This is a genomic window from Streptomyces violaceus (assembly GCF_036014075.1).
Lineage (GTDB): Bacteria > Actinomycetota > Actinomycetes > Streptomycetales > Streptomycetaceae > Streptomyces > Streptomyces violaceus.
In genome coordinates this window covers 8,249,741-8,273,473 of record NZ_CP107911.1, presented here as the reverse complement: position 1 = coordinate 8,273,473, position 23,733 = coordinate 8,249,741, and the positions used below count along the sequence as shown (strand labels likewise).

Genomic DNA, 23,733 nt, shown 5'->3' with positions numbered 1-23,733 from the left:
TTGGAAGGCGGAGACATGAGGCGTGACGAGCTGATCCGGCCCGTGCCGGAGCTGTTGCGGCAGCACGCCGAGGTGGCCCCGCAGCGGGTCGCCTACTCCGACTCCTCGCGCAGCGTCACCTACGCAGAGCTGGAGCGCCGCACACGCTCGCTGGCCTCGTACCTGAAATCCCGGACAGCGCTGGGCTGCGGCGACCGCGTCGCGATCTGCCTCGGCAACCGGGTGGAGACGGTGGAGAGTTGCCTCGCCGTGCTGCGCGCGGGGATGGTCGGCGTCCCCCTGAATCCGCGGTCCTCCGACGCCGAGCTGGCGCACTTCCTCCAGGACAGCGGTGCCGGGTTCGTCATCACCGACGCCGCGCATCTCGCACAACTGCGCCGCCTGGGACCGCCGTACGACCGCCTGGGCGTCCTGGTCACGGGGACCGGCCCGGCCCCGGACGGCGCCGAGCTGTTCCTGAGCGCGGTCGAGAGCGACGTGTCCGCGGAGATCGACCTGCTCGGGCTCGACGATCCGGCCTGGATGCTCTACACCTCGGGCACCACGCACCGGCCCAAGGGCGTGCTGTCCACGCAGCGGGCCGCGTTGTGGTCCGTGGCCGCCTGCTACGCCCCGATCTTCGGCCTTTCGCCCGACGACCGGCTGCTCTGGCCGCTTCCGCTGTTCCACAGCTTCAGCCATTCGCTGGCGATCCTGGGCGTGACCGCTGTGGGCGCGAGCGCCCGGATCGCCGGTGAGCTGCTCCCGCCGGGAGGTCTGCGGCAGGAACTGCTCACGGCGCACGAGGGGCTCGGCGGGCCCTTCACCATGCTGGCCGGTGTGCCGACGACATATCACCGACTGGTCGACTCGGCGGGCGAGCTCCCACAGGCGCTGCGAATCTGCGTCGTGGCCGGTGCGCCGAGCGGTCCCGCTCTGCGCGCGGCCGTGGAGGAGACCCTCGGCTCGCCGCTGCTCGACGCGTACGGCAGTACCGAGACCTGCGGCATGATCGCGGTGAACCGCCCCGACGGGCCCGGAGTCGACGGTTCCTGCGGGGCGCCCGTCCCCGGCATGGACGTGCGCCTCGTCGACCCGCGCGGTGGCGAGGACGTCCCGGACGGGGCCGAGGGCGAGGTCTGGGTGCGGGGGCCGAGTCTGATGACCGGGTACCACGGACAGCCCGAGGCGACGGCCGCCGCGCTGCGGGACGGCTGGTACCGCACCGGCGACCTCGGCCGCCGCGTCGAGCACGGCCATCTCCGGCTCACCGGCCGGGTCAGCGAGTTGATCATCCGCGGCGGCGAGAACATCCACCCCACGGAGATCGAGCAGGCCCTGGCCCAGTGTCCGGGCGTGTCCGAGGCCGTCGTCGTGGGGGTGCCGCACGACGTGCTGGGCGAGGTGCCGGTCGCCTTCGTCGTACCGGGTCCTGAGGGGATCGACGCCCGGCAGGTGCTCGCCGAGTGCCGGACCCGGCTGGCCGACTACAAGGTGCCGACCGAGATCCACGAGATCGCCGCCGTCCCGCGCACCGCGTCCGGCAAGATCGCCCGGCACGCGCTGGCCGTCCCGGCTCCGGCCACGGCCGACACCGCTCAAACCGCTCTGCGCGAGCGGCTGCTGTCCCTCTCGCCCGACGACCAGGAGCGTGCGCTGCGCGAAGCGGTGCTCGCCGAAACGGCCGAGGTGTGCCGGCACACGCCCGGCGATCTGCCCGACGCGGACAGCCCCTTCGCCGATCTCGGTATGACGTCCGTCGGCGTCGTCGAACTGGTGGACCGGCTCGGCGAGCTGACCGGCCGAAGCCTGCCGTCGACGCTGGTCTTCGACCACCCGACGCCGGCCGAGGTCGCCCGGTACCTGCGCGTGGCGCTCTTCGAGGGCGAGCCTGACGACCACCCACGTGCGCCCCGTGCACAGGACCGCTCCCCCGACGACGATCCCGTCGCGATCGTCGCCATGGGGTGCCGGTACCCCGGTGACGTCAACTCCCCCGAGGATCTGTGGGAGTTGGTGACGCAGGGGCGGGACGCCATCTCGGAGTTCCCGACGGACCGCGGCTGGGACCTGGACGCCCTGTACGACCCCGATCCCGACCGGATCGGCACGTCGTACACACGACACGGGGGATTCCTGCACCGGGCGGCGGAGTTCGACGCCGGGCTGTTCGGGATCTCGCCGCGCGAGGCGCTCGCGATGGATCCGCAGCAGCGGCTGCTCCTGGAGACGTCCTGGGAGGTGTGGGAGCGGGCCGGAATCGATCCGGCTTCGGTGCGTGAGAGCGACACCGGCGTGTTCGTGGGCGTGATGTACGGCGACTACTCCGCCCGCTTCAGCCGCTCCCACGACTTGGAGGCGCATCTGGGGCTGGGCTCGGCTGGCAGCGTGGCCTCCGGGCGGATCTCGTACGTCTACGGTCTGCGCGGTCCCGCGATCACGGTCGACACCGCGTGCTCGTCCTCGCTGGTGGCGCTGCACTGGGCGGCGCGGGCGCTGCGCTCGGGCGAGTGCTCGCTGGCGCTGGCCGGCGGGGTCACGGTGATGGCGACGCCCAAGCCGTTCCTCGCGTTCAGCCGGCAGCGCGGGCTGTCGCCGGACGGGCGCTGCAAGTCCTTCTCGGCGGCGGCCGACGGCACGGCCTGGGGCGAGGGCGTGGGCCTCGTCCTGCTGGAGCGGTTGTCCGACGCGCGGCGCAACGGCCATCCGGTCCTGGCCGTGCTCCGCGGCTCCGCCGTGAACTCCGACGGCGCGTCCAACGGGCTCGCCGCGCCCCACGGGCCGGCACAGCGGCGGCTGATCACAGGGGCGCTGGCGGACGCTGGGCTGCGCGCCGGCGACGTGGACGCGGTGGAGGCCCACGGCACCGGCACCAGGCTGGGCGACCCCATCGAGGCGCAGGCCCTGCTGGCCGCGTACGGACAGGACCGCGAGCATCCGCTGTGGCTCGGGTCGGTCAAGTCCAACCTCGGGCACACGCAGGCGGCGGCCGGAGTCGCCGGTGTCATCAAGATGGTGCAGGCCCTGCGACACGGCGAACTGCCCCGGACTCTGCACGCCGACTCGCCCTCACCGCACGTCGACTGGTCCTCGGGCCGTGTGGAACTGCTGACCGATGCCCGGCCCTGGCCCGCCTCGGACCGGTCGCGGCGTGCGGGGGTGTCGGCGTTCGGGATCGGCGGGACCAACGCACATGTGATTCTGGAGGAGGCGCCGGAAAGGGAGGCGCCGGTCTCCCCGGATACGGTGGCGGCGCAGCCCGCCCCGTGGCTGCTCTCCGCCGCCGTTCCCTGGTTGCTCTCCGCCGCCGACGAACCCGCCCTGCGTACCCAGGCCCTCCGGCTCGCGGCCGAAGTGGCGGACCGGCCCGGTCTGTCGCCCGCCGACGTCGCCTACTCGCTGGCCGTGTCGCGCACCGCCCTCTCCCATCGCGCGATCGTGCCGACCGGTGACCGGACCCGGATGCTGGACGCGCTGAGCGCGTTCGCGCAGGGCCGGGACGCACCAGGAGTCGTACGAGGACTGGCGGACCCGGAGATCCGGACGGCCTTCCTGTTCACCGGACAAGGCGCCCAGCGCCCCCGGATGGGTGCCGAACTGCGTGCCGCCTTCCCCGTCTTCGCCGACGCCTTCGACGAGGTCTGCCGGTACCTGGACGATCTGCTCCCCCAGCCGCTCAGCACTGTGCTGTCCGCCGAGCCCGGCTCGGCGGAGGCGGCTCTCGTGGACCGTACGGACTTCACCCAGGCCGGACTGTTCGCCTTCGAGGTGGCGCTGTTCCGGCTTCTCGAGTCGTGGGGCGTGCGAGCCGACCGCCTGTTGGGCCACTCGGTCGGCGAGCTGGCGGCCGCGCATGTCTCCGGCGTACTCGATCTGCCCGATGCCGCGAGGCTCGTCGCCGCTCGCGGCCGCCTGATGCAGTCACTGCCCGACGGCGGCGCGATGGTGGCGCTGGACGGGACCGAGGAGGAAGTCGTGGCAGCGCTCGCGGAGTTCGGGGCGCAGGCGGCCGTCGCATCCGTCAACGGGCCCCGTTCCGTGGTGATCTCGGGCGCGCGGGACGCGGTGCTCGCCGTCGCGGCCGGCTTCGAGGCGCGTGGCCGCAGGGCCGTACGGTTGCGGGTGAGTCACGCCTTCCACTCGCCCTTGGTCGAGCCGATGCTCGACAAATTCCTCGATGTGGCACGCGAGTTGACCTTCCGGCCTCCTCGCATCCCGATCGTCTCCACCGTGACGGGCCGACCCGCCGAGCCCGCGGACCTGTGCTCGCCCGAGTACTGGGCGCGGCACGCCCGGCTGCCCGTGCGCTTCGCCGACGCCGTGCGCCGGCTCGCGGGCGACGGGGTCTCCGCCTACCTGGAACTCGGTCCGGGTCCCGTCCTCACCGCGGCGGCCACCGACTGTCTGCCCGACGCGCTCACGACCGGCTCCGTTCTCGCCGTGGTGACGCGAAGCGGCGCGTACGAACCGGAGACACTGCTGTCGGCCGTGGCGCGGCTTCATGTGGCCGGGGCCGCTGTCGACTGGGCGGCGGTGTACGCGGGTTCCGGCGCGCGCCGGGTGGAACTGCCGACGTATGCCTTCCAGCGACAGCGGTACTGGCTGGACGCGACGCCGCCGGCAGCGGCCGACGTCGGGGCCCTGCTGAGCCCGGCGTTCCCGGTACCGGACACCGGGCGGACGGTGCTGACCGGGCTGTTGTCCCTCGCGACCCACCCGTGGCTCGCGGATCATGTCGTCGCCGGGAGGGTCATCGTGCCGGCGACGGTGTTCGTCGAGATGGCCGTGCGGGCGGGCGACGAGGTGGGCTGCGGCACGGTCGACGACCTCGTGCTGTCGGCGCCCCTCACCCTGCCCGGTCACGCGGGGGTGCGGGTGCAGGTCGTGGTGGGTGCGCGGGACGACTCGGGCCGGCGGACGGTCGACATCTACTCCCGGCCGGAGGAGTCCTCCGAGGACGTCTCATGGACAAGGAATGTCACGGGACAGCTGGGCCGGGGCCGCGGTACGCAGGACGAGTTGACCCAGTGGCCGCCCCAGGGAGCCGAGGCGGTGGACCTCACCGGCGCGTACGCCGCCCTCGCCGACGCCGGGCTCGCCTACGGGCCTGCCTTCCAGGGGGTCGGCGCGCTCTGGCGGCGCGGTGACGATGTCTTCGCGGAGGTCGGACTGCCCGCCTCGCACACCTCGCAAGCGGGCCGCTTCGGACTCCACCCGGCGCTGTTCGACGCCGCGCTGCACGCTCCGTTGCTGGCCGCGTCCACCGGCACGGGCACGGTCCGGGTGCCGTTCGCCTGGAGCGGCGTGAGTCTGCACGCCTCGGGAGCGACGGAGTTGCGGGTCAGGGTGACGCCGACGAGTCCGGACACGGTCTCCCTGACCCTGGCCGACCCGTCCGGCCGGCTCGTGGCACGCGTGGACTCGCTGGCGACCAGGGAACTCCCGGTCGAGCGGGCTGACATGACGGACGACATCGTACGAAGGACTCTGCTCCGCCCCGAGTGGGCCGCCCTCGACGTCTCCGGCGACGCCGATGAGCGCGCCTGGGCGGTACGCGGGCCCGACGAGCTGAACCTCGCCGAGTTCCTGCCCGGCGCCGTGAACCCCGAAGTCGTCGCCGTGACTGCCGTCGCCCCTGCGACCGGCACCGATCCGCTCTGCGCCGTACACGAGCTGACCGGCCGCGTCCTCAAGGGGCTCCAGGACTGGCAGGGCGATCCGGGCACGGCGGGCTCACGGCTGGTGGTGGTCACGCGGGATGCCACCGGGCCGGTGCCGGACCTGGCCGGTGCGGCGGTCTGGGGTCTGGTGCGTGCGGCGCAGTCGGAGCTGCCGGGTCGCGTGGTCCTGGTGGATGTGGACGGGCGGCCCGAGTCGCTGCGGATGCTGCCGTCGGCGATCGCCACCGGTGAGGCGCAGCTGCGCGTGCGAGAGGGGCAGGTGACGGTCCCGCGTCTGGCCGCGGCCGGTGATGCCTCGAGCGACGCGGCTCCCTTCGACGCGAACGGCACGGTGCTGATCACCGGAGGCACCGGCGCGCTGGGCGCGGAGCTGGCGCGTCACCTGGTCGCCGAACACGGCGTGCGGCATCTGCTGCTGACCGGACGCCGTGGGCCGCAGGCACCCGGAGCCGGGGAGCTGCGCAGCTCGCTGGAGACGTCGGGAGCGCGGGTCGCCATCGTCGCCTGCGACGCGGCCGACCGTGCCGCGCTGGCCGAGGTGGTCAAGCGCTGTGAGCCACCGCTGAGCGCAGTGGTGCACGCCGCCGGGGTCCTCGACGACGGCGTGCTGGACTCGCTGACCCCCGAGCGGATGGCGGCCGTGCTGCGGCCGAAGGCCGACGCGGCCTGGCATCTGCACGAACTGACCCGGGGCATGGATCTTTCGGGGTTCGTGGTGTTCTCCTCCGTCTCCGGTCTGCTGGGCCGGGCGGGCCAGGCCAACTACGCGGCAGCGAACGCGTTCCTCGATGCCCTCGTCCAGCGCCGCGCCGCCGAGGGGCTCCCGGCGGTGTCGCTGGCGTGGGGCCCGTGGGAGCACGCCGACGGCATGGCGGCGGGGCTGCCCTCACAGCACCCACAGCACCCACAGCACCCACAGGGAAGTGACGTGCTCGTGCCGCTGTCGACACAGCAGGGCTTGGCCCTGTTCGACGCCGCGCTGCGCTCGACGGCACCGGTCCTGGCGCCGATCCTGCTGGACCGGGCAGCGCTTCGGTCCGGTGCGGGGCACGTGCCACCGCCGTTGCGCGGGCTCGTCCGTCAGCACCGGCCGACCGTCGCGGGGACGTCCTCCGGTTCCGCCGGGTCTTCCGGGCAGATGCTGGAGCCGGGAGCCTGGCGGAAGCGGCTGGCCCCGCTACCCCCCGGTGAGCGGGAGGCGGCGCTCGTGGCGCTGCTGCGGGCCGACGTGGCCGCGGTGCTCGGCTACCCGCACGCCGACGCGCTCCCGACCGGCAAGAGCCTCGCCGACCTGGGGTTCGACTCCCTCACCGCCGTTCAGATCCGCAACCGGCTCAGCATCGCGCTGAAGCTCCGGCTGTCGGCCGCGGTGGTGTTCGAGCACCGTACGGCCGAGGAGCTGGCCCGCCATCTGCTCGGCCTGCTGGACGGCGAACCGGCCGCAACCGCGGCTCCCGAAGCCACCGAGGTGGCCGGGGCGGCGGGGGCCAAGCAACAGGCGTACACCCTCTCCTCGCTGTTCCGGACGGTCAGCGCCGCCGGCCAGCCGGTGGCGGCGATGCACCTGCTCGTCACGGCGTCCTGGGCACTGCCCACGTTCCCGGCCGCACAGGGTCGCGAGCACGCGCTGCCCCCGATCCGCCGCTCCCACGGCCGCTCCGGCTCCGTCAGGCCGACGGTCGTCTACTTCCCGGCCTACCATCCCTCGCTCGGGTCGGACGGCGGAGACTTCCCTCGCTTCCACGGCGCGTTCCAAGACGACCTGGCCGTCCTGGAGTTCCCGCATCCCGGGATCGGCGCCGGTGCCGCCGTACCGGAGGACCGTGCCGCGCTGGCGCGCACACAGGCCGAGAACGTGCTGCGGCACGTCGGGGACGGGCCCCTGGTGGTCGTAGGGCGGTCGGCGGGCGGCAATGTGGCGCACCTGATCGCCCACCAGTTGGAGAACATGGGCCGGGCACCGAACGGTCTGGTGCTGCTGGACACCTACCACATCACGCCGGAGAACAGCGCCAAGGACTGGCTGCTGTCCCTGGCCGCCCCACCGCCGCAGGACACCGGACGGCCCCTCTTCACCGGGGACGACGACAGTGCTCTGGCGGCGATCGGCGCCTACAACCGGATCTTCCTCGGCTGGGACCCCGAGCCGATCGCCACGCCCACGCTCCTGGTACGCGCGCTGCGGCCCACGCCCGCCATGGAGGCTTCCGCCGACACGGACCACTGGCGGACGTCCTGGCCCGCGGCACACGAGGTCGCGGACGTCCCCGGCGACCATCTGACGATGATGCTGGAACACGCGGAGACCACCGCGTCGGCGATCCGCACCTGGATCGACGCGCGAACGACGAAGGGAGACCAGTGAGTCCGGCCCGTCCCCCGCAGGATTTCGACGTCATCGTGGTCGGTGGCGGCCCGGCCGGGTCCACCGTCTCGGCGGCCGTCGCCCTGCACGGCCATCGCGTCCTCCTCGTCGAGAAGGAGACCTTCCCGCGGTACCAGATCGGCGAGTCCCTGCTCCCCTCCACCGTGCACGGCGTGTGCCGGATCCTCGGCGTCGAGGACGAGATGGCGCGGGCGGGCTTCAAGCCGAAGCGCGGCGGCACCTTCCGCTGGGGCCGCAACCGGGATCCCTGGCAGTTCTCCTTCGCGCTGTCGCCCCGGCTGGCCGACCCGACCTCGTTCGCCTACCAGGTCGAGCGGTCCCGGTTCGACGCGATCCTCCTGGACAACGCCCACCGGGTCGGGGTGGACGTACGGGAGGGCTGCCGTGTGACCGGTGTACTCGCCGACGAGGAGCGGGTCCGCGGGGTGCGCTGGACCGGGCCCGACGGCGAGATCCGCGAGGCCGGCGCCCGGTATGTCGTGGACGCCTCCGGCAACGGCAGCAGGATCCACGCGCATGTCGGCGGAAAGCGGATCTACTCCGACTTCTTCCGCAACATCGCCGTGTTCGGCTACTTCGCCGGCGGCGCTCGGCTCCCGGCACCGAACGACGGCAACATCTTCTGCGCCGCCTTCGACGAGGGCTGGATCTGGTACATCCCGCTCCGGGACGACCTCACCAGCGTCGGAGCCGTGGTCGCCCGCGAGAACGCCGACGCCGTCCAGGGGGACCCGGCGACCGCCTGGCGCCGGCTGATCGACGCCTGCCCGGAGATACGCGACCTCCTCGACGGCGTCCCGCAGGCCACGGAGGCGCCCTACGACCAGGTCCGCGTCCGCAAGGACTGGTCGTACTGGAAGTCGCAACTGTGGCGGCCCGGCATGGCGCTCGTCGGGGACGCGGCGTGCTTCGTCGACCCGGTGCTGTCCAGCGGAGTCCATCTCGCGACCTACGGCGGGCTGCTCGCCGCCCGGTCCCTCAACGGCTGCCTCGCCGGAACCCTGGACGAGAACCGTCTGTTCACCGAGTTCGAGGCCCGCTACCGGCACGAGTACAGCCTGTTCCACGAGTTCCTGGTCTCCTTCTACGACATGCACCAGGACGAACGGTCGTACTTCTGGAAGGCGCGCAAGGTCACCCGTATCGGCACGACGGAACTGGAGGCGTTCGTCGAGCTGGTGGGCGGTCTGGCGTCCGGCGACACGTCACTCACCGGAGCCGGGCCGGCCGGCGAACGGCTGACCGCGGTCGCCGACGACTTCGAGCGAGCCGTGCGCCGCCTTCCCGACGCCGACGACCTGCGCAATCCGCTCTACGAGTCCACGACCTTCCGGCAGGTGTTCCAGGAAGGGACCGTCCTGCAGGAACGCGGGCTGTTCGGCGGCCCGCTGGAGGACGAGGCGCCGCTGCGGCCGGGCGGCCTGGTGCCATCGGAGGACGGACTGTCCTGGGTCGAACCTCAGAGGAGGGGCGAATGAGGGTTTCTCGCGGCCTGGAAGCTCAGCGGATCTCACCGCCGCCGCCGGCGATGTCGTCGCGCTGCTCGGGCCCAACAGCAAGCCGCAACCGCATCGACACAAAGGAGAGGTCAACGTGAACAGGCCGGCATCGCCACCCGCAGCGGATCGAGCTGACGGATCACCTGTCCGGATCGGCGCGCTCGCTCCGCTGACTCGGCCCGGCTGGGCCCAGGCGGGCCACCACCTGCTCGCGGGACTCGAGTTGGCCGTATCCGAAGTCAATGACGCCGGCGGGATCGTCGGGAGACCGCTCGAGCTGGTGGTCCGGGACACCGCGGCTGATCCGCAGAGGGCCGCGGCGGCCGTGGACGAATTGGCCGGCCTGGGCGTGGCGGCCGTGGCAGGGGAATATCACAGCGTCGTCGCTCGCGCCGCTGCCGCCAGGGCCGACGCCGTCGGCCTGCCGTTTCTCTGCTCGTCGGCGGTTCTCGACACGCTCACCGATCAGCCGACGGACTGGGTCGCGCGCCTCTCCCCGCCGCAGTCCCGCGGCTGGCAGGTCTACGCGGACTTCCTCCTGGGCGCGGGCCACACCCGTATCGCCGTGGCGACCCAGCCGAGTGTCTACTGGGCATCCGGGACCCGCATACTGCGGGACCACCTCGCCCCACGCGGCGGCACCGTCATCGAACTCGACATGAGCGCGCTCACCCCCACGTCCGTGTGCGACGCACTCGTCCGCCATCGCGCGACAGCGCTCCTGCTGCTGGTGGGCCACCCTGAGCCGGCCGTGCCGATCGTCCGATCCGTCCGACGCGACCAGCGCCTCGCCGAGATCATGATCGGTGCTCCGGCCGGGCAACCGGAGTTCGCCGAATGGGCGACGCTGCTGGGCGACGACGGCGCCGGGATCCCGTTCCTGCGCTACCTGCCCGAGCGCTTCAGCCCCCTCGGTGCACGAGTCGGGGCGGCCCTCCGCGATCAGCTGGCCGAAGCGCCCTCCTTCGTCGCCTTCGAGGGCTACGACGCGGTCGCCGTCCTGGCCGACGTGCTGCGCTCGCACGGCCCGGACCGGCGGCGCATGGCCGAATCCTGGGCGTGTGTCGCAGTCGAAGGCACCCGCGGACAGATCCAGTTCACCCGCACGCCAGGCATCAGCGTCTGGCAATGGGCTGGGCCACCCGTCCAAGTCGTTGATCGAGATCCGGCGGAACCCGACCGCTTCCGGATCCTTCGCACCGTCTGAGTCACGGACGCGATCGACGGCGGCTTCGGCGACCCGTCGGGCCTCGGCTGGTCAGGGGCCCGCGCTGAAGCTTGGATCGACGTCGGTGTGCAGCAGGTCGTGGTCTGAGTACGGGGTGGGTCGCACACGGTGCTCGAGCGGGGCGATGCCTCGCAGGAAGACGTAGTCGAACTTGCTGTGCCAGTCGGTGGTCGGCTTGCAGGCGGCGCCGGGGGACGCAGGACGACACTCGGCGTCCGTATCCGCGGCCAGAGCCCAGATCGGGGTGAGTTCGGGAGCTTCCGGCACGGCGTTGAAGTCGCCGAGAACGATCGCGCGGTCGTATCTGGCGACGTCCACGGCGAGCACCCGGGCCTGGTCCGCTCGGACTGCTTCTTGACGTCGTTGGGCGAGGTGGGTGTTGAAGACCCGGACGGGCTGGCCGCCCACCATGGTGGTGACGGCCATGTACCCACGGTCTTCGGATCCTCCGTCGGGGTATTCCGCCTTGACGGAGTCTTTCATCGGTGCCGCGGAGAGGACCGCCTGACCGAAGGCTCCCGGACTCCACGGCACTCCCCCGCAGCGGCCCCAGTCCCGAAGAACCGTCCCGTACTCGACCTGATACTCAAGCCCGTGAAGGCTCTTCAGATAGTCCCGGATCCTCTCGACGTCACGCACGCACGCTTCCTGCAGGCCGATGACCTGAGGCGCATAGGTGGCGATCTCCGCCGCCCGGCCGACGTTGCTCGCGTCACAGGGGTTGCAGATGTTCCACGTCATGACCCGGTTCGGTACGACATCCCTGACGGCGTCGACGGGTACCGACCTGCCGAAGAGGGCACCGCTCGGTGCGCTGGGTCCGACCAGCACCATGCAGGCCACGACCACGGCGCCCGCGAGCAACCGCGTACCCCTTACGAGCACCATGGCCTCCTCTGTACGGATCCATGTGGCATCCGACGTCTCCATGGACGAGGTTATGGGACGGGACTGTCAGCGACACACGATTCTGATCCTTCAGCAGGCGCATCTCCCCTCCCCCCTCGCGCTGTGCCCCACTCGGCAAGCGAGCAAGGGGCATCCCTTTTCGGCGCTCAAGTCCCGTCTTCCGCACGGCCGGACTGTCGGTAGACAATCCGCGTGCAGCGGTTGATCGGCTTGAGGAACACTGTGCGGATGAGCTCCGCAGCCCCCAAGACAGCGCAGGAACGGGCCCTTGGCCATGTCGCGGAACTGGCGTCGGGCCCTTCGCTGAACCCGACGCTGCGCGTGACCCTCAACTTCCACCCAGACCGCCCGCTGCACGGCAAGCCGATCCTGGATGCCATGGCCGAGGACGGTGTCTACCGCTCGCAGTTCGTCACGGGGACCAGCAACGGCGGACTGACCGCCTATTCCGGCGGCGACCGGTGGCGCTGGGAGAGCCGGATCTTCGACGGGGCGTACGACGAAGCGCCCGCTGCTGAGCGGCCCGTCTACGGGGCCTTGAACTTCCGTCGCAAGCCCGTCGGCGGGGCACCGCGGTTCGGCTCTGCCCACTTCCGGCTGACAGCCGAGACGCTGGAGCGGACCACGTTCTGCTACCCCGACAGTTTCCTTGAACCCTCAGATTTCGGTGTCGCGGCCCGCATGGGGCTCATCGAGCTTGCCCTCGCCGATCGTCAGGACGACCTTGATGACTACATCGAGGCGCAGGTCCACGGGCCTGTACGACCGAACCGCCACGTGGAGGCGCTGGTCCTGGACCCCTGCTATCGAGGTACGGCTGTCGAGGTTGCGGCCCTGCGCCTGGGCTGCCCCGTGGAGTGGCACTCCGGCTTCCGGCTCAAGGTCGAGGAACTCCTGTGTCATCCCGGCTATCGCGGTCAGGAGTACGTCGACTTGGGTGCACAGATCGCCGTCGACGGCGTACTCGATCCGTGCATCGTCGGGGATGCAGCGCGTGCCGGCCACCATGACCCCCAGGCGATCAAGAAAGTGTGGCACTACCTGGCGCGTTTCGGGGCGCCTGGGAATGCCTCTGACGATTTGATGAGTCCGGCACTGACACAGAGGCTGTAGTCGATGGCCCTCGTTGGAACATCACACATGCCACCGGCGGCTGCATGGAGGCGCTGACGCGCGCTGGCAGGTTCGCGCCGGGCACAGCAGAGGCAGGGGAACGGGGGCACCACCCCGGGCCGCTCGTCACCGACGCGGTCCAGGAGCCGCTGTCTGCGGAATCGCCATTGCGGGACATGCCAGGCGTCATCGTCTCGCCCCACACGGCGCGCGAAACTGTGTCTGTGAAGACAGTACTTTTCCTGATAGGAACTGACTAAAGCACGGAGCAGGACCGGCCGGGAATCGCCCTCCGTCACGGATCACCCAGAAGACACTGTGGAGGCAGCCCGTGGGAGACGTCGGGATCGACCGCAGGGCCTTCCTGAGTGGGGTCGGCGGCATCGCGGCCGGTGCGGCTGCCGCATCGCTCACCGCGTGCGACAGCCACACCGGCCGGAGTTCCACCAAGAGCAGCAAGTTGCTCGTGGTCCGTGACTTCGGCGGCTCTTATGGCGAGGCGAACCGCAAAGCGATCTACGACCCGTTCACCAAGGAAACCGGCGTCCGGATCAACGTGGTGAACTTCTCGGACACCCAGATTCTCGCCCAGATCAAGGAAGGGCGTCCGCGGTTCGACGTCATGGACATCGACATGTCCAATCTGGTGCGCTTCGAGCACGCGGGCGCCTCCGAGGAACTGGACTACGGCCGATTGAAGAACACCAGGAACGCGGGAATCGCCGAGTCCCTGCTCACCCTCAACGGTGTGGGCAAGAGCTACTGGGCCAGTGTCCTCGCCTACGGCGCGGACGCCTTCGACGGGAGGAAGCCCACCTCGTGGGCGGACTTCTGGAACCTCGGCACCTTCCGGGGCAGAAGGGCGCTTCAGGGCACGGTGGACTGGCCGGAACTGGAGTTCGCCCTGCTCGCCGACGGGGTGCCGCTCGACGGGCTCTACCCGCTCGACGTGAACCGTGCTTTCAAGGTATTCGACGAGATCAGGGACTCGGTGCGGACGTTCTGGGAGTACGGCGCCGAACCGGGTGAGCTGCTGGCTCGCAACCGGGTCGTGGCCTCCAGCACCTGGCCGGCCGCGTCCAGAACCTGATCAAGGGCGGGTCTCTGCTCGCGTACGAGTGGAACGGCGCCCGCAGGCAGAGCAACGGCTACGGAATTCCCAAGGGCGCCGCCAATTCCGACGCCGCCTATCGGCTCATCGACTTCGCCTTGCGGCCCGAGGTGCAGGCCTATATGGCCCGGATATACCCCGAAGGGCCTGTGGTGCCCGCCGCCTACGGATTTCTCACCGAATCCACAGCCCTGAACCTGGCGAGCACGCCTGGTCACCTGTTGTCGGGCTTCGATCTGGACATCGCGTGGTGGCTGGAGAACCAGGACTCCGTGACCAGACGCTGGCAGGAGTGGGTGCGCAACTGACCGACCGACCCCAGCCATATGGCCGTAAATGATTACGCATGGTAAAGAGTCGGTATGGCCAGGCACCTTGGTCGATTCTCGGCCTTCCGGCCCCACGCGCGTGGTGCACCTGGCAGGCGACCGGCTGCTGGCGGTCAACATACGGCCGGTCGATCCCGGCAGCCGCCCCGCGGGCAGTGTCGTCACGTTGCGCGACACGACAGAGCTGCGTGTACTGGCGGGCCGGGCGGAAGTGGCCCGGGAGCGGCTGGGGCTGCTGTACGAAGCGGGGATACGGATCGGCACCACGCTGGACGTGGTGCGCACCGCGCAGGAACTGGCCGAGGTGGCGGTCCCCCGGTTCGCCGACGCCGCGACGGTCGATCTGCTGGATCCGATCCTGCGGGGTGCGGTGTCGGCCGGCCCCAGCCCCGAGATGCGCCGGTTGGCGGTACACGGCGCCGACGGTGCCCGGTTCCTCTCCCCGGTGGGGGAGCTGATCCGCTTCGTCCCCACCTCGCCCGTGGCCGTCGGCGCCGAGCGCGGCCGTGCGGTCCTGGACGCCGACCTGACCGCATCCAGTGAGTGGATGACCGCCCAGGACCCCGAACGCGCCCGGCACCTGCTGGACCTCGGCTTCCACTCCCTGATCACTGTGCCGCTCCAGGCCCGCGGTGTGGTGCTGGGCATGGCGAGTTTCTGGCGCTCGGACGCGGTTCACTTCGGCGGAGAGGATCTGGCCTTCGCCGAAGAACTGGCCGCCCGGGCCGCGGTCGCCGTCGACAACGCCCGCCGCTACACCCGTGAGCACACTCTGGCCGAGACGCTCCAGCGGAGCCTGCTGCCCAGCTCCCTGCCCGACCACTCGGCCGTGGAAGTCGCCCACCGCTATCTGCCCGCCCTGGAGGGCGTGGGGGGCGACTGGTTCGACGTCATCCCTCTGCCCGGCGCCCGGGTCGCCCTGGTGGTCGGCGACGTGGTGGGGCACGGCCTCCACGCCGCGGCCCGATGGGCCAACTGCGCACCGCGGTGCACAATTTCTCCGCCCTGGACCTGCCCCCGGACGAACTCCTCGGGCATCTGGACGAACTGGTCGCCCGGATCGACAGCGACGAGAACGTCGAGCGGGACAACGAGAGCGTCTCGGGAGCCACGTGTCTCTACGCGATCTACGACCCGGCATCCGGGAAGTGCGCACTGGCACGGTCCGGGCATCCCGAGCCGGCCCTGGTGCACCCCGACGGCACCGTGGAGTACCTGCGGGTGCCCGGTTCACCGCCGCTCGGCCTGGGCGGCGGTGAACCCTTCGAGACCGCCGAACTCACCCTCCCCGAGGGCTCCCGGCTGGTGCTTTACACAGATCGCCTGGTCGAGGACCGGGAACGGGGCCTCGACACCGGTCTCGAGAAACTGCGTCACGCCCTGGCGCACCCGGACCGGACACCGGAGGAGACCTGCCAGGACGTCCTCGACGCGGTGCTACCCGCTCGGTCGAGCGACGACATCGCCCTGCTCGTGGCCCGCACCCGCCTGCTGGACCCCTCCCACATGGGCGAATGGGACGTGCCCAGCGATCCGGCGGTCGTCGCCGGCATCCGGTCGGATGTCACTCGCCGGTTGGAGACCTGGGGTCTGGAGGAGATGGCATTCACGACCGAGCTGATCATCAGCGAGTTGGTCACCAACGCCATCCGCTACGGCATAGGGCCGATCCGGCTACGGCTGGTACAGGACCGCGACAGCTTGATCTGCGAGGTCTCCGACGGCAGCAGCACCTCGCCACACCTGCGCCGGGCCGCGACAACCGACGAAGGCGGACGAGGGCTGTTTCTGGTCGCCCAGTTCGCACAGCGGTGGGGCACGCGCTACACGGCCCGGGGCAAGGTGATCTGGACGGAACAGTCCACCCAGAGCCCGCCGAGCGATCCCGACGGAGTGTCGGCCGACGCCCTGCTGGACCAATGGGAGGACGCGGCCTGGTGAGCTGACGGCGCCGGGGGCATGGCGTCAGGCAACTCACCGGGCGCCTACCTCACGGAGTGCGGAACCCGCGAAACGTCACGTGCTTCCGGGTCTCGAACCCGAGCCGCTCGTAGAGCGCGATCGCGCCGGTGTTCGCCTCGGCCACATGCAGGAAGGGACGTTCACCCCGACCCACGATGCGCGCGATGAGCGCGCGCACCAGACGGGCGGCGTGGCCACGTCCGCGTGCCTCTGGAGCGGTGCAGACAGCGCTGATCTCGGTCCATCCAGGAGGCCGGAGCCGCTCGCCCACCATCGCCACCAACGAGCCGCCGTCGCGGATGCCGAGATAGGTGCCGAGTTCATGGGTACGTGGCCAGAACGGCCCCGGTCGGGTCCGCTCGACGAGGCCGAGCATCCCGGGCACACTCCCAGCGCCCAGCTGGACCACGGCGGGGTCGAGCTCGACCCGAGAGTCATCCGGACGATTGTCGCCGGCCCAGATCATCTGACGGCCCTCCAGGACGAAGACCGGCTCCCAGTCCGACGGCGGCGTCGCCGGGCAGCTGAACATGTCAGCGAACTCGCCTCGCCCCAGCAGCCTGGCGAGGTCGCCCCACCCCGCCGAGTCCGCCTCTGCGGATATCGCGGAGAAGGTCGCGACTCCCGGTAGGTAGGTGACAGCCCCGCCGAGGCGGCGAGCCAGATGCCCGTGGTGGCCGCGGAGCGACTCCCCCACCGGGTCGTCGAGTGCGACGCCGTCGCCAAGACCCATCATCGTGCTGCGCCACTCCTCTTCTTTTTCTTTGCCGAAGTCGGTCACTCCATGACCGACACGGTGCCATCGGATACCGGCGGACCATCGTAGTCAGCCCCGGTCCGGGGGAACGGCGTCCTGCCCGTCACCGGAAACCCCGGCCGTCCCCGCAGGCGCCCCGAGGCCTGCTGGGGGACAAGGGCTACGACAGCCCCCCGCCTGGCGGGGCGTAGCCGCTCGTCTACTGCGCCCTGTCATGGCCGGGCGGTTCGGGGTCGGCCCGTTTCGGAATCGTGACGAGTGGCGGCTTCCTCTTCCTCACCTGCACGGCAGTACGCCCCGCCATGAGCTACACACTCGGCGTATACATGCGGTGTATACACGATGTGTAGAGTGTGCTCATGTCCATCGGTCACACCCTTTTAGGGCTCCTGGAGTCCGGCCCGCGACACGGCTACGACCTGAAGCGGGCCTTCGACGAGACGTTCGGTCACGATCGGCCGCTGCACTACGGCCAGGTCTACTCGACGATGTCCCGGCTGCTGAGGAACGGCCTCGTCAAGGTCGACGGGATCGAGGCCGGCGGCGGCCCTGAACGCAAGCGCTACGCGATCACCGACGCCGGCATCACCGACGTAGAGCGGTGGCTCGCGACCCCGCAGAAGCCGGAGGAGTACCTCCAGTCGGCCCTCTACACCAAAGTCGTCCTCGCGCTGCTCACCCACCGGGACGCCGCCGACATCCTGGACACCCAACGCTCCGAGCACCTGCGCAGCATGCGCATCCTGACCGACCGCAAGCGCAAGGGCGATCTGGCGGACCAGCTGATCTGCGACCACGCCCTCTTCCACCTGGAGGCGGACCTGCGCTGGCTGGAGCTGACCGCCGCCCGACTCGACAGACTCCGTGAGGCTGTAGCCCGATGACGACTTCTCCCCCTGGTTCCCTGCTCACCGCGCAGGACCTGCGCAAGACCTACGGGCACACCCACGCCCTCGACGGCGCCGAGTTCTCCATCCACCCCGGCGAGGTCGTCGCCGTCATGGGTCCCTCTGGCTCCGGCAAGTCGACGCTGCTGCACTGCCTCGCGGGTATCCTGCCGCCCGACTCCGGGTCGATCACCTACAACGGGCGCGAGGTGACGACGATGAGCGACGCCCAGCGCAGCGCGTTGCGCCGCTCCGAGTTCGGCTTCGTGTTCCAGTTCGGGCAGCTCGTGCCGGAACTGACCTGCGTGGAGAACGTCGCCCTGCCGCTCAGGCTGAACGGCGCCTCCCGCAAGGAAGCCGAGCGGGCGGCGCTCGGCTGGATGGAACGCCTGGAGGTCGACGACCTGAAGGGCAAGCGGCCCGGCGAGGTCTCCGGCGGCCAGGGGCAGCGTGTCGCCGTGGCACGCGCGCTGGTCACCGGCCCCCGGGTGCTGTTCGCCGACGAACCGACCGGCGCGCTCGACTCCTTCAACGGCGAGCGCGTGATGGAACTGCTCACCGACGCGGCCCGCTCCACCAACGCCGCCGTCGTCCTGGTCACCCACGAGACGCGGGTGGCCGCCTACTCCGACCGCGAGATCGTCGTACGCGACGGCAAGTCCCGGGACATGGAGCGCGCCATATGAGTCCGCAACAGTGGTCCAGAGACCTGGCTCTGGGAGCCCGGTTCGCCGTCACCGGCGGCCGCGAGGGCTGGGTCCGCATGACGCTGACAGCGGTCGGCGTCGGCCTCGGCGTGGCCCTGCTCCTGCTGTGCACCGCGATGCCCAACGTGTTCGCCTCCCGCAGCGAGGTGGAGGACGCCCGCTACGCCAACATGTACTCCCGGACGGTCCCGCCCAAGTCCGACAGCACTCTCCTGATCGCCGCCGCCGACACCACCTGGCACGACGACGACATCCGGGGCCGGCTCGTCGAACCCGAGGGCGGGCGGGCGCCGCTGCCCCCGGGGCTCGAACGCTTCCCGGGCAAGGGCGAGATGGTGGTCTCCCCCGCGCTCAAGGACCTGCTGGACTCGGGCGGCGCGAAACTGCTGCGGGAGCGCCTGCCGTACGAGATCACCGGCACGATCGGCGAGAGCGGGCTGATCGGCTCGCACGAACTGGCTTACTACGCGGGCGCCTCGGGGCTGAAGCTCACGGACTCCTCCCTGGTGACGCGGCTGGCCAAGTTCGGCGACCCGGACGCGACGCCCGAGAAGACCGACCCGGTGCTGCTGCTCATGGTCCTGGTCGTGTTCGTGGTGCTGCTGACGCCGGTCGCCGTGTTCATCGCCGCCGCCGTCCGCTTCGGCGGCGAACGCCGCGACCGCCGCCTCGCCGCGCTGCGCCTGGTCGGCTCCGACCGGGGAATGACCCGGCGGATCGCGGCAGGCGAGGCGCTGGCCGGATCCCTGCTCGGCCTGGCCGTGGGCAGCGGCTTCTTCTTGCTCGGCCGCCAGAAGCTGGGTACCGGCGAGTTGCTGGGCGTGAGCGTCTGGCCCAGCTACCTCGACCCCGCTCCCGCGCTTGCCGCGCTGGTCGCGGTGGCGGTGCCGGTCGCCGCGGTGCTGGTCACGCTGCTCGCGATGCGCGGCGTCGTCGTCGAACCCCTTGGTGTCGTACGCGCGGCCAAGCAGCGCCGCCGCCGGCTGTGGTGGCGGCTGCTGCCGACTCTGGCCGGCCTCGCGATGCTCTACCCGATGATCGGCCAAGGCCGTAAGAACGGAGACTTCAACCAGTACCTCGTCATCGGCGGCGTCCTGATGTTGCTGATCGGCATCACCGCCCTGCTGCCCTGGGTCGTGGAGGCTGTGGTCGTCCGGCTCGGCAAGGGCCCGCTGTCCTGGCAACTGGCCGTGCGACGGCTGCAGCTGAGCAGCGGCACTGCCGCCCGCATGGTCAACGGCATCGCGGTGGCGGTGGCCGGGGCCATCGCGCTGCAGATGCTCTTCACTGGAACACAGAGCCAGTACACCGAGAACACCGGCCAGGACCCCAGCCGGGTCCAGATGCAGGTCGCCTTCAGCGGCCCCGAGCCGTTGTCCGGCATCGAGCGCGAATTCACCGGCACCAAGGGCGTCCGGGCCGCGGTGGCCCTGGCCCGCTCCCAGTACGGGGATTCGCCTCGCAACCCGGAGAACAGCGAAGGCCTGACCGTGGGTAACTGCGCCGCCCTGCGTGAACTCGCCACATTGCCCTCCTGCAAGGACGGTGACGTGTTCATCACGCGAACGCGGAGCGGCTATGCGGACCCCAGCAACGCATCCGAAATCGCCCTGGTGAAGCCCGGCCGGCAGCTCTACATCGAACCGTCGTACGACGGCCCCGAACGCGGCCTCGAGGTGCCCTGGACCGTTCCGGCGAACATTCGGGAGGTGAACGCGCGCAAGGACTCACTGCAGGCCTACACCAGTCTGCTGGTCACCCCCGCCGCCCTGCCCGACAAGGCCGCGCCCGCGGTGATCTCGGACGGTGTCTACCTGCGTCTGGACCCCTCGGTGCCGGACTCACGGGAGTACATACGCAACGTCGCCGCCCGCATCGACCCCCTGGCACAGACCTTCGCCTGGTCGGCCACCCAGGAGGACGCCAAGTACACCTCCATCCGCACCGGCCTGTTCGTCGGCTCCGCCTTCGTGCTGGCACTGATCGGAGCGAGCCTGCTGGTATCCCAGCTGGAACAGCTGCGCGAACGCAGGAAGCTGCTCTCCGCACTGGTCGCCTTCGGCACCCGGCGCCACACACTCAGCCTGTCCGTCCTGTGGCAGACGGCCCTCCCGGTCGGACTCGGCCTCGTACTGGCCACGACGGTGGGCGTCACCCTCGGCGCGGTACTGCTGAAGATGACCCGCACACCGGTGACCATGGACTGGACGAGCGTACTCACCATGACCGGCGTGGGCGCGGCCGTGGTCGGCATGGTCACGCTGCTCAGCCTGCCGCCGCTACTGCGCATGATGCGCCCAGCGGGCCTGCGCACGGAATAACCCCTCACACATCCTGTGAAGTGGGCTCCTCCTACTACCAGGAGGAGCCCACCCCTGCACACAGGCAAGCCCGGTCGGCGTCAGCACAGTCACCGTTGCCACGTGCTGGCGAAGGGGTACTCGTCGCAGGACTTGCCCGGCGGGCGCGGCAGGGTCGGGTCGACGGGCACGCCTTCCCCCGCTTCTCTCTGATCGGCCCGGAGGCCGATGGGCCTGGGCGTCCGGACCGGCCCGGTGACCCGCGACGTCCGGGTCTAGGTTGCCGCCGCGAAAACGTCGACGCCCGTGAGGTCGGCCGACAGCGCCCACAGGCGCGCTGCTTGCTCGGGGTCGGTCGCGTGTGGGTGCACGCCGCCTTCCGAGCCGTCGCCGGCCGGCTCGGCAATGTCGCAGTCCTCGCAGTACACGCCGCCCATGCCCGCCAACTGCGGGGAGGTCGCCGCCCATACCTGCGTCGCCGCGCCCTGCCCGGGCGTCTTGAAGGTGGGATCGGTCGGGTTGCCGTCCTCGTCGATCCAGCCCGCGTCGACCATCTCCGCCTTCGCAAGGTGGCGCTGCAGCGGGGTGAGAATGCTGCCCGGATGCACGGCGAACGCCCTGACTCCGGCGTCGCGGCCGAGCGCGTCGAGCTGCACGGCGAACAGCACGTTCGCCGCCTTGGCCTGCCCGTACGCCTGCCATCTGTCGTAGCCACGCTCGAACTGCACGTCGTCCCAGCGCACGCCGAAGCCGTGGGCGCCGGAGGACACGGCGACCACACGCGCGCCACCGCGGGCGATCGCCGGCCAGAGATGGTTGATCAGCGCGTAGTGACCGAGGTGGTTGGTGGCGAACTGCGCCTCCCACCCCGGGCCGACCCGCGTCTCGGGGCAGGCCATGACCCCAGCGTTGTTGATCACGATGTCGACCTTGCGGCCCGAGGCCAGGAACCGCTCGGCGAAACCTCGGACGCTTTCGAGGTCGGACAGGTCGAGGTCGTCGGTCTCGACACCGTCGATGCCCTCGACCGCCTCCTGAGCGGCCGCCCGTCGCCGGGCGGGGACCACGACTCGGGCTCCGGCACCCGCCAGGGCGCGGGTTGTCTCCAGACCGAGTCCCGAGTAGCCACCGGTGACGATCGCGGTGCTGCCGGACAGGTCGATCCCGCTCAGGACTTCGTCCACGGTGCTCCGGGCGCCGAAGCCCGATCCGATCTTGTGCTGAGGTGTCGTCATGGCGGAGACGCTAGATGCTGGACCGCGCTCTAGGGCAAGGGCCGGTGACGGCGAACATCCGGGTCCAGCCGTTGCGTCTGTGCTGGGTCGAGACCGGGCAACGCGGCCTGTTCATCGGCGGATTCGCCCAGAGCATCGTCCGCCTCGGCCCCTCCGACTCACGCGATCTGCTGCGCTTCTTCCAGCCGTGAGTTCAGGAGGCATCTCTGCCGCTCGCACGTGAGAGACATAGCCACCCGGCGAGCAGGCCGATGCGAAGGACGCGCCGGTCCTAGCCGTGCTCGCTTCCTGTCGCGGGGGCGGTGGATGCGGCCCGGGCTTCGTCGACGCCGTGCTGGAGCACATCGCAGGTGTGCTGGAACTCGTCCGTCAGCCGGGTGGCCTCGGCCATCAGGATGCCGTACGGCTGGGCGGGGTCGCTGAGCGGGAGGGAACCGGCGCGTGCTTCGTCCTCCAGCCGGTCGCGGCACTGCTGAGCCTGCGCGGCGGCTTCACACAACTGGCGGGACTGGTCTTGCAGACGGTCTTCGTCGACCTGGCTGAGCAGCTCGGCGATGTGGGCGAGGGAGGCCAGGAAGTCGCCGTAGCCGCGGGCGAAGTCGGCGTAGTCCCGGCTGTCGTCGGCATCGTGCCATTGGTCGAGGCTGCGGGTCATGGAGGCCACCTGGTGGGAGACGCGTTCCAGGGCGTCGACGACGGCCTGGTAGCCGTCGAAGGACGTGTGGTGGCGATGACGGGGCCGTAGGCGTCGGGGGTTGTAGAGGGTGCTCTCCCAGGCGGTGCGGACCGAGGACTGGGCCTGCTGCACGATCGGTGCCAGGTGGGAGGCGCGCTGGCGCCAGTGCCGGGTGCGTTCTTCTTCCAGCTTCCCTTCGCGCAGCGCCGGGTACATGTCGCCGATCAGGTCGTACAGCGAGTGGGCGAGGGTGTGGATGCCGTATTCGGCGCTGCGGTAGCGCAGGGGAGGCAGCACCAGCGTGTTCACCACGACACCGATGCCGCAGCCGATCAGCACGAGCACGATGATCTGCCCGAGCTGGGACCAGCGCTGTGCCTCGCTGGTGGCCGAGACGTAGGTGGAGAAGGCGAAGAACGCCGCCGTGGCGACCTGGGTGCCCTGGGAGCCCAGTGGCCGCCAGCGTCCGATGGCCAGGGCCGCCAGCGTCACCAGCACGAACGTGAGCAGGTGGGGTCCGGCCAGCAGGCCCAGCACCCCCTGCAGCCCCACGCCCACGGCGACCGCGCCGACGTAGCGCACAGCCTGCACCACCGACTGGTAGACGGTGACCTGCATGATCAGCACCGCGGAGAACGGCGCGAACGCCGGCGACTGCGCGGCCATGACATCCTGTGCGATCACCCAGGAGACGGCGGCCGCGAGGGTGCTCTTGCCGATGAGGGCCAGGGTGTGCCGCTCGTGCCCGTCCGAACCCGCCCGGCCGAACCACTGCCTCACCCGGGCCAGCCGGCCCTGGGGTGCCGCCCGAATGCGCTGCGCTCCTGCAACGGCTTCGGCCATCTTCTCTCCCGTTCTCGTTCCGCCACGGCTGCCGGGCGACGGGGTACCCCGTGCAGGTCACCGCAGACTGTGGAAGAGGTCATACCAGCGCGTGGAACTACGCGTCTCCCTCGCCAAGAGCAGGGAGACGC

13 protein-coding genes and 2 pseudogenes are annotated in these 23,733 nt (G+C 70.8%); 11 read left to right on the top strand and 4 right to left on the bottom strand.

The features are described 5' to 3' along the window. Positions 1-15: 15 nt before the first annotated feature. From OG542_RS37285 to OG542_RS37275, 3 genes are all read left to right on the top strand, one after another. A complete protein-coding gene (locus tag OG542_RS37285; RefSeq protein WP_328416830.1) occupies positions 16-8,025 on the top strand; it encodes a type I polyketide synthase in 8,010 nt (2,669 codons plus the stop codon). After that, positions 8,022-9,524 carry a tryptophan 7-halogenase gene (locus OG542_RS37280; RefSeq protein ID WP_328416828.1) on the top strand — a complete coding sequence of 501 codons (1,503 nt, stop codon included), beginning with the start codon at positions 8,022-8,024 and terminating at the stop codon, positions 9,522-9,524. The genes OG542_RS37285 and OG542_RS37280 overlap by 4 nt, the downstream gene beginning before the upstream one ends. A gap of 115 nt (positions 9,525-9,639) precedes the next feature. Next, positions 9,640-10,752, top strand: a complete 1,113-nt coding sequence (locus OG542_RS37275) for an ABC transporter substrate-binding protein (RefSeq protein WP_328416826.1) — start codon at positions 9,640-9,642, stop codon at positions 10,750-10,752. A 51-nt stretch (positions 10,753-10,803) separates the two neighbouring features. Here the strand turns inward: OG542_RS37275 and OG542_RS37270 are convergent, their stop codons facing one another. Beyond that, complete coding sequence (locus OG542_RS37270) at positions 10,804-11,703, bottom strand: endonuclease/exonuclease/phosphatase family protein (RefSeq protein ID WP_328416824.1); 900 nt, start codon at positions 11,701-11,703, stop codon at positions 10,804-10,806. Between the two features lie 207 nt (positions 11,704-11,910). On the opposite strand from OG542_RS37270, the gene OG542_RS37265 reads away from it, so the two are divergent. The 4 genes and pseudogenes from OG542_RS37265 to OG542_RS37250 form a co-directional block, all read left to right on the top strand. After that, positions 11,911-12,795 (top strand): DUF3626 domain-containing protein, encoded by an 885-nt coding sequence (locus tag OG542_RS37265; protein ID WP_328416822.1) that lies wholly within the window; start codon positions 11,911-11,913, stop codon positions 12,793-12,795. 331 nt (positions 12,796-13,126) lie between these two features. Further along, positions 13,127-13,885, top strand: a complete 759-nt coding sequence (locus OG542_RS37260) for an extracellular solute-binding protein (RefSeq protein ID WP_328416820.1) — start codon at positions 13,127-13,129, stop codon at positions 13,883-13,885. 143 nt (positions 13,886-14,028) lie between these two features. Further along, positions 14,029-14,214 (top strand): hypothetical protein, encoded by a 186-nt coding sequence (locus OG542_RS37255; protein ID WP_328416818.1) that lies wholly within the window; start codon positions 14,029-14,031, stop codon positions 14,212-14,214. Between the two features lie 94 nt (positions 14,215-14,308). Next, positions 14,309-16,176: pseudogene (locus OG542_RS37250) on the top strand (SpoIIE family protein phosphatase); the annotation flags it as partial. Positions 16,177-16,225: 49 nt separating this feature from the next. On the opposite strand, the gene OG542_RS37245 reads toward OG542_RS37250, so the two are convergent. Beyond that, a complete protein-coding gene (locus OG542_RS37245; protein ID WP_328418261.1) occupies positions 16,226-16,930 on the bottom strand; it encodes a GNAT family N-acetyltransferase in 705 nt (234 codons plus the stop codon). 383 nt (positions 16,931-17,313) lie between these two features. Here OG542_RS37245 and OG542_RS37240 point away from each other — a divergent pair, with 383 nt between their 5' ends. Genes OG542_RS37240 through OG542_RS37230 form a run of 3 tightly spaced genes read left to right on the top strand, consistent with a single transcriptional unit; the run spans position 17,314 to position 20,869 of the window. Beyond that, positions 17,314-17,838, top strand: a complete 525-nt coding sequence (locus OG542_RS37240) for a PadR family transcriptional regulator (protein ID WP_328416816.1) — start codon at positions 17,314-17,316, stop codon at positions 17,836-17,838. Further along, positions 17,835-18,527 (top strand): ABC transporter ATP-binding protein, encoded by a 693-nt coding sequence (locus OG542_RS37235; RefSeq protein WP_311129773.1) that lies wholly within the window; start codon positions 17,835-17,837, stop codon positions 18,525-18,527. The genes OG542_RS37240 and OG542_RS37235 overlap by 4 nt, the downstream gene beginning before the upstream one ends. Next, on the top strand, positions 18,524-20,869 hold the full coding sequence (locus OG542_RS37230; protein WP_328416813.1) for an ABC transporter permease: 2,346 nt from the start codon (positions 18,524-18,526) through the stop codon (positions 20,867-20,869). The genes OG542_RS37235 and OG542_RS37230 overlap by 4 nt, the downstream gene beginning before the upstream one ends. Before the next feature lie 254 nt (positions 20,870-21,123). Here the strand turns inward: OG542_RS37230 and OG542_RS37225 are convergent, their stop codons facing one another. Continuing rightward, a complete protein-coding gene (locus tag OG542_RS37225) occupies positions 21,124-22,083 on the bottom strand; it encodes an SDR family NAD(P)-dependent oxidoreductase (RefSeq protein ID WP_328416811.1) in 960 nt (319 codons plus the stop codon). 89 nt (positions 22,084-22,172) lie between these two features. On the opposite strand from OG542_RS37225, the pseudogene OG542_RS37220 reads away from it, so the two are divergent. Beyond that, positions 22,173-22,268, top strand: a pseudogene (locus tag OG542_RS37220) (TauD/TfdA family dioxygenase); the annotation flags it as partial. Positions 22,269-22,354: 86 nt separating this feature from the next. On the opposite strand, the gene OG542_RS37215 reads toward OG542_RS37220, so the two are convergent. Further along, positions 22,355-23,602, bottom strand: a complete 1,248-nt coding sequence (locus tag OG542_RS37215) for an FUSC family protein (protein ID WP_328416809.1) — start codon at positions 23,600-23,602, stop codon at positions 22,355-22,357. Positions 23,603-23,733 lie beyond the last annotated feature (131 nt).

What these genes read in the sequence shown, in the direction of transcription:
- OG542_RS37285 (WP_328416830.1), top strand. Translation starts at nt 16, where the DNA reads ATGAGGCGTGACGAGCTGATCCGGCCCGTGCCGGAGCTGTTGCGGCAG.
- OG542_RS37270 (WP_328416824.1), bottom strand. Translation starts at nt 11,703, where the DNA reads ATGGAGACGTCGGATGCCACATGGATCCGTACAGAGGAGGCCATGGTG.
- OG542_RS37265 (WP_328416822.1), top strand. Translation starts at nt 11,911, where the DNA reads ATGAGCTCCGCAGCCCCCAAGACAGCGCAGGAACGGGCCCTTGGCCAT.
- OG542_RS37255 (WP_328416818.1), top strand. Translation starts at nt 14,029, where the DNA reads ATGGCCCGGATATACCCCGAAGGGCCTGTGGTGCCCGCCGCCTACGGA.
- OG542_RS37245 (WP_328418261.1), bottom strand. Translation starts at nt 16,930, where the DNA reads ATGGGTCTTGGCGACGGCGTCGCACTCGACGACCCGGTGGGGGAGTCG.
- OG542_RS37240 (WP_328416816.1), top strand. Translation starts at nt 17,314, where the DNA reads ATGTCCATCGGTCACACCCTTTTAGGGCTCCTGGAGTCCGGCCCGCGA.
- OG542_RS37235 (WP_311129773.1), top strand. Translation starts at nt 17,835, where the DNA reads ATGACGACTTCTCCCCCTGGTTCCCTGCTCACCGCGCAGGACCTGCGC.
- OG542_RS37230 (WP_328416813.1), top strand. Translation starts at nt 18,524, where the DNA reads ATGAGTCCGCAACAGTGGTCCAGAGACCTGGCTCTGGGAGCCCGGTTC.
- OG542_RS37225 (WP_328416811.1), bottom strand. Translation starts at nt 22,083, where the DNA reads ATGACGACACCTCAGCACAAGATCGGATCGGGCTTCGGCGCCCGGAGC.
- OG542_RS37215 (WP_328416809.1), bottom strand. Translation starts at nt 23,602, where the DNA reads ATGGCCGAAGCCGTTGCAGGAGCGCAGCGCATTCGGGCGGCACCCCAG.